The following is a 14,163-nucleotide window of genomic DNA, read 5'->3' on the forward strand; positions in this document are numbered from 1 at the left end:
GCCCGGCGGGACTTGATGGGAGGGGGGCGCTGTTCTAAGCCCCGGCCGGGAGGGCGGTTAGCTCAGCTGGTAGAGCGCTTCGTTTACACCGAAGATGTCGGGGGTTCGAACCCCTCACCGCCCACCATCGATCCCCGGGTGCCGCCGCGGGGGAATGCCCGGGCGCCGAAGGGGCGGGGGGGGGGCTGGCCCGCAGGCCGCCGGATCGCTACCTCCCGGACATGACCTCCGCGCCCCGGATCCGCCCCGCCACCGTCGCCGACCTGCCCGCCATCGTCCGGCTCAACGTCGAGAGCTGGCGCGCGACCTACCGCCCGATCCTGCCCGCCGCCTTCTTTGGTGCGAGAGTGGAGGAGATGCTGGCCGCGAAATGGGCGCGGCTGCCCGATCCCGGCTTCATCCTGCTCGCCGGCGACGGGGACCGGCCCGACGGGTTCCTCGCGCAGGCGCGGGGGCGGGGGACGCGCGGCGGGCTCGACCTGCCGCAGCCCTTCATCTCCGCCTTCCATGTCCGGCCGGACCGCAAGGGGCGCGGCATCGGGCGCGCGCTCTTCGCCGCGCTGGTGCGGAGGCTGCGGGACGCGGGCGAGGACGGCGTCTGGCTGGAGGTGGCGGACGGCAATCCCGGCGCGCGGGCGGCCTACGCCGCGCTGGGCGGGACCGAGATCGCGCCGTTCGACGACGCGATCGACGGGCATGCCCTCGCCGCACGTAGGGTCATCTGGCGCTGGCGAAAAAAGTCGGCAGAAAATGCGCCGGGCTCGCTTGACCTCCCCCCCCGCAAACCGTAAAGCCCCCCTCACGCGCGGTTGTAGCTCAGTTGGTTAGAGTACCGGCCTGTCACGCCGGGGGTCGCGGGTTCGAGCCCCGTCAACCGCGCCACTTCCCCCTCCATCCGGAAGGGTCCCCCATGCAGGATCGCCCCTTCACGATCCGCCCCCTCACGGCGGCGGACGCGGTGGCGTTCCGCCATGTCCGGCTCGAGGCGCTGGCGCGTCACCCCGAGGCCTACGGCTCCACCCTCTCCGACTGGTCGGGCCGGCCGAACGGCGCCTTCGTCGCGCGGCTGGAGCAGGGCACGGTCTTCGGGCTTTGGACCGGGCGGGGCCTAGAGGGCACGCTGGCCTATGCGCGGGAGGCGGGCGGCAATACCCGGCACCGGGCCACGATCACGACGCTCTACCTGCGCGAGCGCCTGCGAGGGCAGGGCGGGGCCGAGGCACTGATGGAGGCCGCGATCGCGCGCGCGCGGGCCGACGGGGTCGCGCAGCTCGAGCTCACGGTGGCCGAGGGAAACGCGGTTGCCCGCCGGTTCTACGCACGGTCGGGATTCGAGGAGGTGGCGCGCCTGCCGCGGGCCCTGCGGGTGGCGGGGCGGGACATGGACGAGATCCTGCTGATCCTGCGGCTGGACGAGCCCGGTTCGGCGCCGCTATCAGGGCCCGTCCCCAGCTGAGAGGCCCCCATGCCGCTGCATCTCGACACCTCCGCCCCCGATTTCGCCGCCGCCTTCGATCGCCTGCTGACGATGAAGCGCGAGGACAGCCCGGACGTGGACGAGGCGGTGGCCGGGATCATCGCCGACATCCGGTCCCGGGGCGATGCGGCCCTGGTCGAGCTGACCGCCCGTTTCGATCGCTGGGAGGCCGCGCCGGAGCGGCTGCGCCTGACGGAGGCCGAGATCGACACGGCCATCGCCGGCGTCCCGGCGGAGGAGTCGGCGGCCCTGCACCTCGCGGCGGAGCGGATCCGCGCCTATCACGAACGGCAGCTGCCGCAGGATGCGCGCTGGACCGACCCGGCGGGGGCAGAGCTGGGCTGGCGCTGGGGCCCGGTCGATGCGGCGGGCCTCTACGTGCCCGGCGGGCTCGCCTCCTACCCGTCCTCTGTGCTGATGAACGCGGTCCCGGCCAAGGTGGCGGGGGTCGACCGGCTGGTCGTGACCGTGCCGACCCCGGACGGGGCGCTGAACCCGCTGGTCCTGCTGGCCTGCCGGCTCGCCGGGGTGGACGAGGTCTGGCGCGTCGGCGGCGCGCAGGCGATCGCCGCGCTGGCCTACGGAACGCAGAGTATCGCGCCGGTGGACAAGATCACCGGGCCGGGCAACGCCTTCGTCGCGGCGGCGAAGCGGCGGGTCTTCGGCAAGGTCGGGATCGACATGATCGCCGGCCCGTCCGAGATTCTGGTGATCGCCGACGGGACCTGCGAGCCGGACTGGGTCGCGCTCGACCTGCTGAGCCAAGCGGAACACGACGAGAGCGCGCAGGCGATCCTCATCACCCCCGAGGCGGGGGTGCGCGATGCCGTCGTCGCGGCCGTCGAGCATCGCCTGCGGACGATCGAGCGGCGGGCCATCGCCGGTCGCTCGTGGGAGGCGTTCGGGGCCACGATCCTCGTCCGCGACCTCGAGGAGGCGGCGGCGATCAGCGACCGCCTCGCGCCCGAGCATCTCGAGATCTGCACCGCGGATCCCGAGGCGCTCCTGCCCCGGATCCGGCATGCCGGGGCGATCTTCCTGGGCCATTGGACCCCGGAGGCGATCGGCGATTATGTCGGCGGGCCCAACCACGTCCTGCCGACGGCGCGGTCGGCGCGCTTCTCCAGCGGGCTGTCGGTGATGGATTTCGTGAAGCGCACGACGCTGGCCCGGATGACCCCCGGCGCGCTCGCCGCGATCGGCCCGGCCGCCGCGACGCTCGCCGGGTCGGAGAGCCTGCAGGCGCACGGCCTGTCGGTGCAGGCCCGGCTGGACCGGCTGAACGAGCGGTAGGGCGGCCGAGCGGCAGGCCGCTGCGGGCGCCGGGGCGAACGCGGTCCTGCGGCGGATCATCCCGGGCGGGGTGGGTGCAACCCACCCGGCAGGGTGGGGGAGGCTGACGGTTCGCCACGGGCGGGAGACAGTCTCGTCCCTCCGGTTCGGCAGCTTAGGGGGCGCGGCTCCACCACCGCTCCCGGCGATCCCGCCTGAGCGCCGGAAGGGGGATATCCCGAGGACGCGCCCGCTTCGGCCCGTAGGGTGGGTCGCACCCACCCCCGCTCCCCCCGCGGGCACGTCACCGGTCCATCGCCCATACGCGATGTCCCATCCGCCCCGCCCGCCCGCCGCGCGATTGCGCGGCCCCCCGCCATCGGCTACGCCTGAAGCCCGGACCCCGCGAGGAGGGGAGGCATGTCCCGCATCTGCGCCATCGACCTCGACGACAGCACGCTGCCGCCGCCGACGCCCGAGATCGAGCAGGAGCGGCGGGTGGCGATCTTCGACCTGCTGGAGGAGAACAGCTTCGCTCTGCCCCCGCGCGAGGGGCGCGCGGCCGAGGGGCCCTACGCGCTGAAGCTGGCGATCCGGGACAAGCGGCTCGTCTTCGACCTGCGGCAGCAGGCGGGGGATCCGGCGGCCGAGTTCCACCTTTCGCTCGGGCCCTTCCGGCAGGTGGTGAAGGACTATTTCCAGATCTGCGAGAGCTACTTCTCGGCCGTGAAGACGGCGGCCCCCAGCCAGATCGAGACGATCGACATGGCCCGCCGCGGCATCCACGACGAGGGCGCCCGCATCGTGCAGGAACGCCTGGAAGGCAAGGCGCGGATAGACCCCGGCACGGCACGCCGGCTCTTCACCCTGATCTGCGTGCTGCATGGAGGGGGCTGAGGGGAATGAACGCGGGCGGAAAGATCGGCGCGGCCCGGACCCTTCCCCAGTCGGTCCTCTTCTGCTGCGACCACAACTCGGTCCGCTCGCCCATGGCCGAGGGCATCATGAAGAAGCTCTACGGCCAGCGCGCCTACGTCCAGTCCGCCGGGGTGAAGTCCGATCTCGAGATCGACGGCTTCGCGGTCGCGGTCTGCAACGAGATCGGCGTCCGGCTCGACCGGCACCGCGTCCGGTCCTTCGACGAGATGGAGCAATGGGGCGACGACCTGTCCTCGTTCGACCTCGTCGTCGCGCTGTCCCCCGCCAGCCAGCGGCGGGCGCTGGAACTCGGGCGGTATTCCCATCTCGACGTGGAATACTGGCCGATCCTCGACCCGACCGGCCTCGGCGACGGGCGCGAGCAGCGGCTGGGCGCCTACCGCACGACCCGGGACATGATCCTCGAGCGTCTGACCGGGCGGTTCGGCGCCGGGGCCGGATGACGGGAACCCTGCGGGGCGGTCTTGCGTTGACCTGGCGTTTTACGCAACCTCTGGTTGCAAGCGGGGAGGTGTCGCATGTCCGGACGAGAGATCCTTCACTGGGCCCCGGCCCTGCTCGGCGGGGCGGCGATCGTCGCGGTCCATCCGGCGCTCCGCGCGGAGGAAGGCGCCTCGATCGCGCTCGACTTCGCGGGGGCGGTCGTGCTGCCGGCCGGGATCTTCCTCGCCGTGATCGGCGCGGTGGGGATGCTGCGCGGTCTGCTGGCCCCCCCGCGCTGGTAGGCGGCGCGTTTTGCGCTTGAAAAACGGCCCGGTTGCGCCCATCTAAGCAGCCGCCCCGACAGAGGGGCGCGCAAACCGGAGTGACCATGGCCAAGGAAGAACTGCTCGAATTTCCCGGCGTCGTGAAGGAACTCCTGCCCAATGCGACGTTCAGGGTCGAGCTGGAAAACGGCCATGAGATCATCGCGCACACGGCAGGGAAACTTCGCAAGAACCGCATCCGCGTGCTCGCGGGCGACCGGGTCCAGGTCGAGATGACCCCCTACGATCTGACCAAGGGTCGGATCAACTACCGTTTCCGCTGAGGCGGGCCGGTGCAGGGGCCCCGTGACGGGGCCCGGCCCCGACTGATCCTCGGATCCGCCTCGCCGCGGCGGCGCGAGCTGCTGGCGCAGATCGGCGTCGTCCCGGACGAGACGACGCCTCCCGACATCGACGAGAGGCCGGCCCGAGGCGAGCTGCCGCGCGCCTATGTCGGCCGCATCGCCGCGCAGAAGGCGCAGGCCGTGGAGGCCGGGCCGGACGAGATCGTGCTCTGCGCCGACACGACGGTCGCGCTGGGGCGCCGCATCCTCGGCAAGCCGGCGGATGCGGACGAGGCGCGGGCATTCCTCGTCGCCCTGTCCGGGCGGCGCCACACGGTCCTGACCGCCGTGGCGCTGCGCCGCGGGGACCGGGTCTGGTCCCGCATCGTCGAGGCGCAGGTCAAGCTCAAGCGCCTGTCCGGGGACGAAATTGCGGGCTATCTCGCCACCGGCGACTGGCAGGGCAAGGCCGGCGCCTACGCGATCCAGGGTCCGGCCGGCGCCTTCGTCCCCTGGATCCGGGGCAGCTACACCGCGATCGTGGGCCTGCCGCTGGCCGAGACCGCGCAGATGCTCGCCGCGGCGGGCCATCCCGTCTGGAGAACGCCATGAAGGGCCGCACCATCGTCCTCGATCACCTGAAGGGCCGCGAGGCCGCGGCGCTGATCGTCGACGGCCAGCTCGACGACCTGCTGATCGACGATGCGGAACTCCATCGCCCCGGGGCGATCTTCCGCGCGATCTGCGACCGCCCGGTGAAGGGGCAGGGCGGCATGTTCCTGCGCCTGCCGGGGGGCGACACCGCCTATCTGCGCGGGGCGAAGGGGCTTCGGCCGGGGCAGCCGCTGCTCGTCCAGGTCACCGGCACCGCCGAGGACGGCAAGGCCGTCCCGGTGACCGACCGGCTCCTGTTCAAGTCCCGCCACGCCATCGTCACGCCCGGTGCGCCCGGCATCAACGTCTCGCGCCGCATCGCCGACGAGGAGGCGCGCGCCCGCCTGAGGGCCTTGGGCGAGGAGGCGATGGACGGCTCGCCGGACGGGCTGATCCTTCGTTCCGGCACCGAAGAGGCCCCGGAGGACGAGATCGCCGAGGACATCGCCGCGACGCGGGCCCTGGCCGAGGCCGTGGCCGGCGATGCCGAGGGGCGCGAGCCCGAGGCGCTGACCGAGGGCGACGGCCCCCACGCGTTCGCCTGGCGGGAATGGCGCGCGGGCGACGTGGTGACCGAGCCGGGCGGCTTCGCGCGCGAGGGCGTGCTCGACATGCTGGACGCGCTGCGGGCACCGCTCGTGCCGCTGGGCGAGGGCACGATGAGCGTCGAGCCGACCCGGGCGCTGGTCGCGGTCGACGTGAACACGGGCAGCGACACCTCCCCCGCCGCGGCGCTCAAGGCCAATCTCGCCGCCGCCCGGGCGCTGCCGCGGGCCTTGCGCCTGCGCGGCCTCGGCGGGCAGGTCGTTGTCGATTTCGTCTCGGTGTCCAAGGCGCATCGCCGCCAGGTGGAGCAATCGCTCCGCGCCAGCTTCCGCAACGACCCGATCGAGACCTCGCTCGTGGGGTGGAGCGCAATGGGCCTGTTCGAGCTGTCGCGCAAGCGCGAGCGCGCCCCGATCCTGCCCCTGCTGGAGGCGGGACGATGAGTTGTCCGATCTGCGGCAAGCCGGGCTCGACCGCGTACCGCCCCTTCTGCAGCCGCCGCTGCGCCGACGTGGACCTGGCGCGCTGGCTGGGCGGCGGCTACCGGATCCAGACCGACGAGGCCCCCGATCCGGGCGCCGGAGTGCCACCGGAGGAGGACGGCGAGGATCCCACCCGGCACTGACGCCGCGATGACGCCGCGACCGCCCGGACGCCGCTGTAAAACCCTCTGGACACCCCTCCGCCCCTCGTCTACGACGCCCCCACCCGACGGATGCCGACACGCCTCCGTCCCCGGTGCCCGGGTAGCTCAGGGGTAGAGCAGTGGATTGAAAATCCTCGTGTCGGTGGTTCGATTCCGCCCCCGGGCACCATTTTCCGCCTTGTTTTCCGCGATGGCTTTCCACCTCGTTCCGTTCGGGTGAGGGGCGCCCCGCGTTCGGGCCGACATAGTCGGGGGGCGCCGGCCCTCCGCCGGGGCCGGGGGGGACGAGGGCCGGTCCTGTCCGCGTCGTTCGCGGCCGATGACCCTGCCCGGGCGGTGCCAGGGCGATTGCGGGCCAGTCCTCCGGCCTGCATGGTCGCGGGAGGGCAGGGCGTGCGGGACGCTGCGCGTGGTCGTCCGGGGCCCGGGAACGGCCACGCTCCGTTGCCGGCTCGCAAGGCGACCGACCGGGCGCGGCCGCTGGACACCGGCGGCCCGGCCTGCTTGGTGACCTCCATCCGCCGCGGCGCCCCGTCCGTCCCAGCCGCGCGCCGACCGTCGCCTTCGAGGATCCCCCATGACATCCGCCTCCGCCTCTGCCGACCTCTTCGCCCCCCTGTGCCTTCCGCGGGGGCCACGGATCGCCAACCGGTTCGTCCTCGCCCCGCTGACCAACACGCAGAGCCACGAGGACGGCACCCTGTCCGAGGACGAATACCGCTGGCTCACCCTGCGGGCGACGGGCGGCTTCGGCCTGGTGACGACCTGCGCGAGCCACGTCTCGCTGCAGGGCAAGGCCTTTGCCGGCCAGCTCGGCTGCTTCGACGACCGGCACCTGCCAGGGCTGACGCGGCTGGCCGACGGCCTGCGCCGGGAGGGGGCGGTCTCGTCGCTCCAGATCCAGCACGGCGGGATCCGCGCGCTGGGCGAGGGCGGCGACATCGTCGGCCCCTCCGACGATGCCGGGACCGGGGCACGCGCCCTGACCGGGGACGAGGTCGAGAGCGCCATCGAGGACTTCGTCGCCGCGTCCCGCCGGGCCGAGGCGGCAGGCTTCGACGGCGTGCAGATCCATGCGGCGCACGGCTATCTCATCGCCGAGTTCCTCTCGCCGGAGCTGAACCGCCGCGCCGACGACTGGGGCGGCACGGCCGAGAAGCGGGCGCGGTTCCTGTTCGAGATCCTGCACCGGATCCGCGCCGCCTGCCGACCCGACTTCCAGATCGGCGTGCGCCTCTCGCCGGAGCGGTTCGGCCTGGTCCTGCCGGACATGGTCGACCTCGCCGCCCGGCTCCTCTCGGACGAGGCGATGGACTATCTCGACCTGTCGCTCTGGGACGTCTTCAAGGAGCCCGAGGACGAGGCCTTCAAGGGGCGCTCGCTCATGTCCCGCTTCACCGGGCTCGACCGGACCGGCCGCGCGCTGGGCGTCGCGGGTCGGATCATGACGGCCGCCGACGCGGTCCGGGCGGTGGAGGAGGGCGCGGATTACGTGGCGATCGGCAAGGCGGGAATCCTGGCCCATGACCTGCCGCACCGGATCCGCGAGAATGCCGGTTACGCCGCACCCGCGCTGCCGGTTACGCCGGATTTCCTGCGGCAGCAGGGGGTCGGCGATCCCTTCGTCGCCTACCTGCGCAAGCAGCGGAACTTCGTCGCGGCGTGACCGCTGCCCCCGCCGTCACCGCATGGGAAAGAAGACGGTGATCGCCACGACCGAGGCGATCCCCACGACGATGTTCATCGGGATCCCGATCCGGAGGAAATCGGCGAAGCGGTAGTTCCCGGCCCCGTAGACCAGCGTGTTGGTCTGGTACCCGATGGGCGTCGCGAAGGATGCCGAGGCCGAGAACATGACGGCCACGACGAAGGGCCGCGGGTCGAGCCCCATCTGCGCGGCGAGCGAGATCACGATCGGCGTGAAGATCACCGCCACGGCATTGTTCGTCACCGTCTCGGTCAGCAGCGAGCCGACGAAGTAGACGGCCAGCAGCAGGGCGAAGGGCGGCAGCCCCTCGAGCCAGGGGGTCAGGGCGGTGACGATCCGTTCCACCGCGCCGGTACCCTCGAGCCCCGCGCCGACGATCAGCATGGCGAAGATCAGGACGAGGATGGACAGGTCGATGGATTTCCAGGCCTCGTCGTTGTCGATGCACCGCAGCACCAGGATCGCGGCCACGCCGACGAGGGCGAGGATGCCGATCGGCATCACGTCGAGGGCGGCGAGGGTCACGATCCCGACGAGGGCGAGGATGGCGACCGGGGCCTGCCGCCGGCGATAGGCGCGTCCGGACGGCTCGGTCACCGAGACGACGTCGCCCGCCTGCGCGAGTTCGCGGAAGCCCTCGGCCGTCCCTTCGAGCAGGAGCTTGTCGGCCGGCCGCAGCTGCACGCTCGACAGGTCGGCGCCGGCGACGTGGCGCGGCCTATGGGCTCCCAGCACGCGCATCCCCGCCCGCCGCCCCAGCGCGAGATCCGCGATCCGGATCCCGGAGGACCGGCGCGAGGGCGTGACGATGGCTTCCGCCACGCGCACCGACGCGTCGGGATCGAGCTCCACCGTGCGGCGCAGGCCGAGGCGCAGGCCCGGCATCTCGGCGAAGGTGAGAAGCTCGGAGGTGGTGGCGACGAGGATCAGCGTGTCCCCCTTCGAGACGACGTGCTCGTCGAGGCCCGCGCGCAGGATCCGCCCGCCGGAACGGACCCCGGTGACGCGGACGCCGTCCCGACCGAGCGCCCCGATCCGCGAAAGCGGCTGTCCGATCCATGCATGATCGGCGAGCACCGTCACCTCGGAAAGGAAATCGGTCTCCGCCTCGTGGGCCGCGTCGCCCGCATGATCGCGGTCGGGCAGGAGGAACCGGCCGAGCCCGAACAGCGCGAGCCCCCCCGTCAGCGCGACGACGATCCCCACCGGGGCGATCTCGAAGATCGAGAAGGCCTCGAGCCCGTTCTCGCGCGCCACCCCGTCGACGAGCAGGTTGGTCGAGGTGCCGATCAGCGTGCATGTGCCGCCCAGGATCGCGGTATAGGACAGCGGGATGAGCAGTCGCGTGGGCGCAAGGCCGAGGCTGCCGGCGAGCCGGATCACCACCGGGATCAGCACCAGGACCACCGGGGTGTTGTTCATGAAGCCCGACGCCACGAGCGTGGCGAGGAGGAAGGTCGCGATCGCGAGGCGCGGCCGGTCGTTCGCCCGCTCGATGACCAGCCGCGCCAGCGCGTCGAGCACGCCCGTCCGCACCAGCGCGCCCGAGACGACGAACATCGCGCCAATGGTGATGGGCGCCGGGTTGGAGAAGACGGCCATCACCTCGGCGGACGGCACCAGCCCCAGGACGATGAACAGCGCCGCCCCCGCCGCGGCCGTGACCTCGGGCGGATAGCGCTCGATCACGAAGGCCACGAAGAGCAGCACGAGGAGCGCGAGGGCGAGGGTCGAGGGGTCGATCCCGAGGAAGGCGGTCATGGACGGTCCGGGCTGGCGGGGTCAGAAGGGCGCGGGGCGGGCGCGCGGCGGTCGGCGCATCAGGCGGTCGCGCCCGGCGGCCGGTCGGTCCTGCCGGCCGTGCCGGCGGGTCGCGGCGGACGGGATGGGCAGGACAGGCCCGGCGCGGCGGATGCCGGGCTCGCGGGGGCTCGCGGGGGGAGGACTCGCCGCCTGGTTCGCCCTGTGTCCGTGGAGGTGTTCGTGCCTCGAGCCGTCTGCGCGGCTGTCCCACACGGGACCGTCGTGGCGGACCGCGAGCGGCAGCACCGCGCAGGGGCGGAACACGGGATGCGAAACGCGCAAGGGTGACATCGGGCCGGTCTCCGGAACGGACCAGCGACGATGCAGGCCAGGACGACGCTCCGCGGCACAAGGTGGCGTCGCCGTCGCGCTCGGCAAGGCCGCTCGCGTGATCCCGCGCCGGGACAGGTCGAGGAGAGAGAGGCCGGCGGTCGCAATGGCGCCGTCCATCGCCCGCTCCGGAAGGAGGGCGGATGCCTCGCGGGAGAGCACTCGACCGGGCGCCGCCGCGCGCCGCCCCGACGGCGCCGGTCTGCGGGGCCGGGCGGGCATCTGCAGGACAGCGACGTTGGCGCTGCAATGACCGGCGATCCGGTCGAGCTTCCGCCGGATCACCGACGGTCCGGACGACCGGGGCCGGCCGGGATCGCGGCGGGCGCGGTCACGTCGGCGCGTCCGGCGCAGCCGGACGGGGCCGTTCCGCCCGCATCAGGCCCGTGATCCGGGCGAAGCGCGGATGGGCGGCGATCCGCGAGATGTCGGTGGGGCTGCGCGGCTGCCAGTTCGGATGTTCGTCGGTCGTCCCCGGCACGTTCGTCTGGATGTCGGGCCCGACGAGATCGGCCAGTCGGACCGCGGTCAGAAGGCTCGGCGTGCGCGCGAGGAACCGGTGGGCCGCGTCCAGCACCTCTTCGGGAAGCTCCGCCGCCGCGGCCGGCACGCGGCCCCGCAGGGTTCCCGATCGGCGGAGCCTCTCGACCAGTGCCGCCCGTTCCGTGCGCCGATGGGCGGCCGCCGCGCCGGACTGCTCCGCGTCGACGAGCCCGTAGCGGCGGCGGACCTCGACATCCGTGCCGCGCCACCATTCGCCGAGGACCGGCAGATCGTGCGTCGACAGGCAGGCCAGCGCCAGTTCGGGATAGCTGCGGCGCGGTCTGAATCCCGATTCGTCCTGCTCGAAGACGAGGATCCGGTAGGACAGGACGTTCGCCTGGCCCATGGCCCTGCGAAAGCCCTTCGGCACGAAGCCCAGATCCTCGCCGATCACGACCGCCTCGTGTCTCTGCGAGAGCTCGGCCAGGGCGGCGATCATGTCAGGGAAGGGATAGCGCAGATGGGTGCCCTCGGCCGGGCTCGCGCCTTCCGGGATCAGGAAGAGCTGCCACAGCGCCATCGCGTGGTCGATCCGCAGGGCACCGGCCTCCGTCAGCTGCGCCCGGATCATCTCGCGGAAGGGGGCGAAGTCCGTCCGGACGAGTTCCGCCGGGGAGGGGGCGGCCAGCTCCCAGTTCTGGCCCCGCGCGGCGAACATGTCCGGCGGCGCCCCGACCGTCAGGCCGGGCAGCGCGGCCGCCGCGCCGGACCAGGTGGACGAGCCGTCCGGAACCTCGCCCACCGCGAGGTCGAGGTAGAGCCCGATCCGCATGCCGGCTTCCCGCGCGGCCCCCGCCGCGTCCGACAGCTGCCGGCGTGCGATCATCTGCAGCCAGATGTGGAACCGCACCTCGTCCGAGAGCGCCTCGGCAAGCCCGCGCACCTCGGCGCTACCGGGATCGCGCAGCTCTTCCGGCCAGTCCCGCCAGCCGGCGCCGTGCCCCCGGTCGACCATGTCGCGGGAGATCGCCTCGAACAGGGCGTGGAGGCGCAGCGGCGCGCCGCCCTCCGCGGCGAAGCGGTCCAGCGCCGCCCGGTCGACCCCGCGGTCGAAGGCGCGGCGCAGCGCCCCGATCTTGGCGCGCGCGACGGCGGGGTAATCCACGCTCTCGGCGGCGCGCAGCGCCGGCAGGTCCCCGGGGGGCGCGACCCCCTCCACCAGGTCCGGCGCGATGTAGAGCGGATTGAGGAAGCGCCGGTTCGAGGGAGAGAACGGGCTGCGGCGATCCGGCGCGGCGAGGAAGAGCGCGTGGACGGGATTGATGCCGAGGAAATCCGCGCCGGCCGCCCCGCAGATGCCCGCCAGCTTGGTCAGATCCGCGAAATCCCCGATCCCCCAGTTGCGGGCCGACCGCAGCTCGTAGAGCTGGCAGAAGATTCCCCATCCGGGCGCGTCCTTCAGGCCCGGGGGCAACCAGCATTCCGCGCCGCGGGGAACCGTCATCCGCCGCGCCGCCCCGGGGCCCGAGGGCGCGCCGCCGGGATCCATGCCCAGCCCCTGCAGGACGAGGCGCAGGGTCGCGTCCGGAACGGGGCGCGCCGCCCCCTCTTCGAACGGATCGTCGTAGGCCGTCGTCAGTCCGTGATGCTCGGCCAGCGCGCGCAGATCGGGTGCCATCGATGGATCCTCTCCGAGGGGTGACGAAGGACCTAGCGCGTCCTGCGGCCTGCCAAGCGGGGACCGCGCGTTGCCCCGGCGGCGCCGCCCCGGGCGCGCCGCGTGCATCGCGGCGCCGTCCCGGCTATGAGGCCGCGACGCGAGAGGACAGGGGGCGAGATGCCGAGGACGACCATTCACGAGCCGGCGCGCGAGATCGACGTCATCCACCGGACCGACGTGCTCGTCGTCGGCTCGGGGCCCGGCGGGCTGCCGGCGGCCCTCGCCGCGGCCCGCGCCGGGGCGCAGGTCTGCCTGGTGGAGCGCTTCGGCTGCTTCGGTGGCAACCTCACCGTGGTCGGGGTCGAGGGGATGCACTGGTACCGCCACGAGCAGACGGTCGAGAGCAACGGCATCGCGCGGGAATTCGAGGAGCGCTCGAAGGAGATGGGCTTCGCCGTGCCCGAGAGCCAGTCGCTCTCCCACGAGATCGACAGCGAGGGGTTCAAGCTGGTGGCCGACGCCCTCGTCACCGGGGAGCCGAACCTCATGCCGATGCTGCACCGCCAGTTCGTCGCCCCGATCATGGAGGGCGACACGATCGTCGGCATCGTCACCGAATCGAAGGCGGGCCGCGAGGCGATCCTGGCCCGGCGAGTGATCGACGCGACCGGCGACGCCGACATCTGCGCCCGTGCCGGCGCGCCGGTCGCCCGCACCCCGCGCGAGGAGATGATGGCCGCCTCGGTCATGTTCCACGTCGCCGGGGTCGACAAGGCGCGGTTCCTGCAGGGCGTGAAGGAGGATCCGCAATCCTACGGCGACTGGGCCAGCGGCGAATGGGCGATCGAGACGACGGGCAAGGAGGATTCGATGTTCTCGCCCTTCCTGCGCAAGCCCTTCGAGCAGGCGATCCGCGACGGCCGCATCCCCGCCAACCTCAACACCATCGCCGGCACCTGGGGCGCCGTGCACGACACGGGCGAGCTGACCTACATGAACCTGATCCACCTCGCGGGCTGCGACGGGACCGACCCAGACAACCTGACGGCGTTCGAGATCGAGGGGCGGCGGCAGGCCATGCTCGCGATCGACGCGCTGCGCCGCTACACGCCGGGCTGCGACGGGATCCGGCTGCGCAACTTCGGCATGACGATCGGCATCCGCGACACGCGCAAGGTTGACTGCCTCTACAACATGACCAGCCACGACGTGCGCGAACAGGGGCGCTTCGAGGACAGCATCGGGATCTTTCCCGAATTCATCGACGGCTACGGCATCCTGATCCTGCCGACGACGGGGCGCTACTTCCAGATCCCCTACCGCAACCTGCTGCCGCGGCGGATCCGCAACCTGCTGGTGGCCGGCCGCGCCACGGGCGGGGACAAGGGCAGCCATGCGGCGACGCGCAACATGGCCTGCTGCGCCGTGACGGGGCAGGGCGCCGGCATCGCCGCGGCCCTCTCGGTCCGGCAGGACGTGGCGCTGGACCGGCTCGACCCCGCCGCGATCCAGGGCGAGCTCGCGCGGCAGGGCGGCCGCCACCACTGAGCGGGCGGGGCGCCGCGCGACCGGCCGAGGGGGCCCGGCGACCCGCCCCGCCGGGCGGGGAGGGCCC

14 protein-coding genes and 3 tRNA genes are annotated in these 14,163 nt (G+C 72.9%); 15 read left to right on the forward strand and 2 right to left on the reverse strand.

What is annotated here, in order from left to right; all coding sequences use genetic code 11:
* The first annotated feature begins 51 nt into the window (after positions 1-51).
* The 14 genes from BUE30_RS06045 to BUE30_RS06110 all read left to right on the forward strand — a co-directional run bounded on the left by BUE30_RS06045 (position 52) and on the right by BUE30_RS06110 (position 8,230).
* Positions 52-127: transfer RNA gene (locus BUE30_RS06045), tRNA-Val, on the forward strand.
* A 94-nt stretch (positions 128-221) separates the two neighbouring features.
* Complete coding sequence (locus tag BUE30_RS06050; RefSeq protein WP_073326978.1) at positions 222-791, forward strand: GNAT family N-acetyltransferase; 570 nt, start codon at positions 222-224, stop codon at positions 789-791.
* 14 nt (positions 792-805) lie between these two features.
* Positions 806-882: transfer RNA gene (locus tag BUE30_RS06055), tRNA-Asp, on the forward strand.
* Positions 883-910: 28 nt separating this feature from the next.
* Positions 911-1,456 (forward strand): GNAT family N-acetyltransferase, encoded by a 546-nt coding sequence (locus BUE30_RS06060; protein ID WP_073326981.1) that lies wholly within the window; start codon positions 911-913, stop codon positions 1,454-1,456.
* Positions 1,457-1,465: 9 nt separating this feature from the next.
* The gene (gene hisD / locus BUE30_RS06065) at positions 1,466-2,770 is read left to right on the forward strand and encodes a histidinol dehydrogenase (RefSeq protein WP_073326984.1); all 1,305 of its coding nucleotides are present in this window, start codon (positions 1,466-1,468) and stop codon (positions 2,768-2,770) included.
* 399 nt (positions 2,771-3,169) lie between these two features.
* Positions 3,170-3,646 (forward strand): UPF0262 family protein, encoded by a 477-nt coding sequence (locus BUE30_RS06070; protein WP_073326987.1) that lies wholly within the window; start codon positions 3,170-3,172, stop codon positions 3,644-3,646.
* 5 nt (positions 3,647-3,651) lie between these two features.
* On the forward strand, positions 3,652-4,131 hold the full coding sequence (locus BUE30_RS06075) for an arsenate-mycothiol transferase ArsC (protein ID WP_073326990.1): 480 nt from the start codon (positions 3,652-3,654) through the stop codon (positions 4,129-4,131).
* A gap of 75 nt (positions 4,132-4,206) precedes the next feature.
* Positions 4,207-4,413, forward strand: coding sequence for a hypothetical protein (locus BUE30_RS06080; protein ID WP_073326993.1), 207 nt, complete (start codon positions 4,207-4,209; stop codon positions 4,411-4,413).
* 86 nt (positions 4,414-4,499) lie between these two features.
* Positions 4,500-4,718 (forward strand): translation initiation factor IF-1, encoded by a 219-nt coding sequence (gene infA, locus BUE30_RS06085; RefSeq protein ID WP_018300988.1) that lies wholly within the window; start codon positions 4,500-4,502, stop codon positions 4,716-4,718.
* 9 nt (positions 4,719-4,727) lie between these two features.
* Positions 4,728-5,330, forward strand: coding sequence for a Maf family protein (locus BUE30_RS06090; RefSeq protein ID WP_139300492.1), 603 nt, complete (start codon positions 4,728-4,730; stop codon positions 5,328-5,330).
* Complete coding sequence (locus BUE30_RS06095; protein ID WP_073326996.1) at positions 5,327-6,361, forward strand: ribonuclease E/G; 1,035 nt, start codon at positions 5,327-5,329, stop codon at positions 6,359-6,361. Before BUE30_RS06090 ends, BUE30_RS06095 begins: the two co-directional genes overlap by 4 nt.
* The gene (locus BUE30_RS06100; protein ID WP_073326998.1) at positions 6,358-6,543 is read left to right on the forward strand and encodes a DNA gyrase inhibitor YacG; all 186 of its coding nucleotides are present in this window, start codon (positions 6,358-6,360) and stop codon (positions 6,541-6,543) included. Before BUE30_RS06095 ends, BUE30_RS06100 begins: the two co-directional genes overlap by 4 nt.
* A 115-nt stretch (positions 6,544-6,658) precedes the next feature.
* Positions 6,659-6,733: transfer RNA gene (locus BUE30_RS06105), tRNA-Phe, on the forward strand.
* Positions 6,734-7,141: 408 nt separating this feature from the next.
* Entirely contained in the window at positions 7,142-8,230 is a 1,089-nt protein-coding gene (locus tag BUE30_RS06110; protein ID WP_073327001.1) for an NADH:flavin oxidoreductase, read from the forward strand.
* A 15-nt stretch (positions 8,231-8,245) separates the two neighbouring features.
* Here the strand turns inward: BUE30_RS06110 and BUE30_RS06115 are convergent, their stop codons facing one another.
* Together BUE30_RS06115 and malQ are read right to left on the reverse strand one after the other, a co-directional pair.
* Complete coding sequence (locus BUE30_RS06115) at positions 8,246-10,033, reverse strand: sodium:proton antiporter (protein ID WP_073327004.1); 1,788 nt, start codon at positions 10,031-10,033, stop codon at positions 8,246-8,248.
* A 703-nt stretch (positions 10,034-10,736) separates the two neighbouring features.
* Positions 10,737-12,566: a 4-alpha-glucanotransferase gene (malQ, locus tag BUE30_RS06120; RefSeq protein ID WP_073327006.1), complete on the reverse strand. Its 1,830-nt coding sequence runs from the start codon at positions 12,564-12,566 to the stop codon at positions 10,737-10,739.
* 159 nt (positions 12,567-12,725) lie between these two features.
* Between malQ and BUE30_RS06125 the strand changes: the two genes are divergently transcribed.
* A complete protein-coding gene (locus BUE30_RS06125) occupies positions 12,726-14,096 on the forward strand; it encodes an FAD-dependent oxidoreductase (protein WP_073327009.1) in 1,371 nt (456 codons plus the stop codon).
* Positions 14,097-14,163: the final 67 nt, after the last annotated feature.

It is taken from the genome of Wenxinia saemankumensis (genome assembly GCF_900141735.1).
GTDB lineage: Bacteria > Pseudomonadota > Alphaproteobacteria > Rhodobacterales > Rhodobacteraceae > Wenxinia > Wenxinia saemankumensis.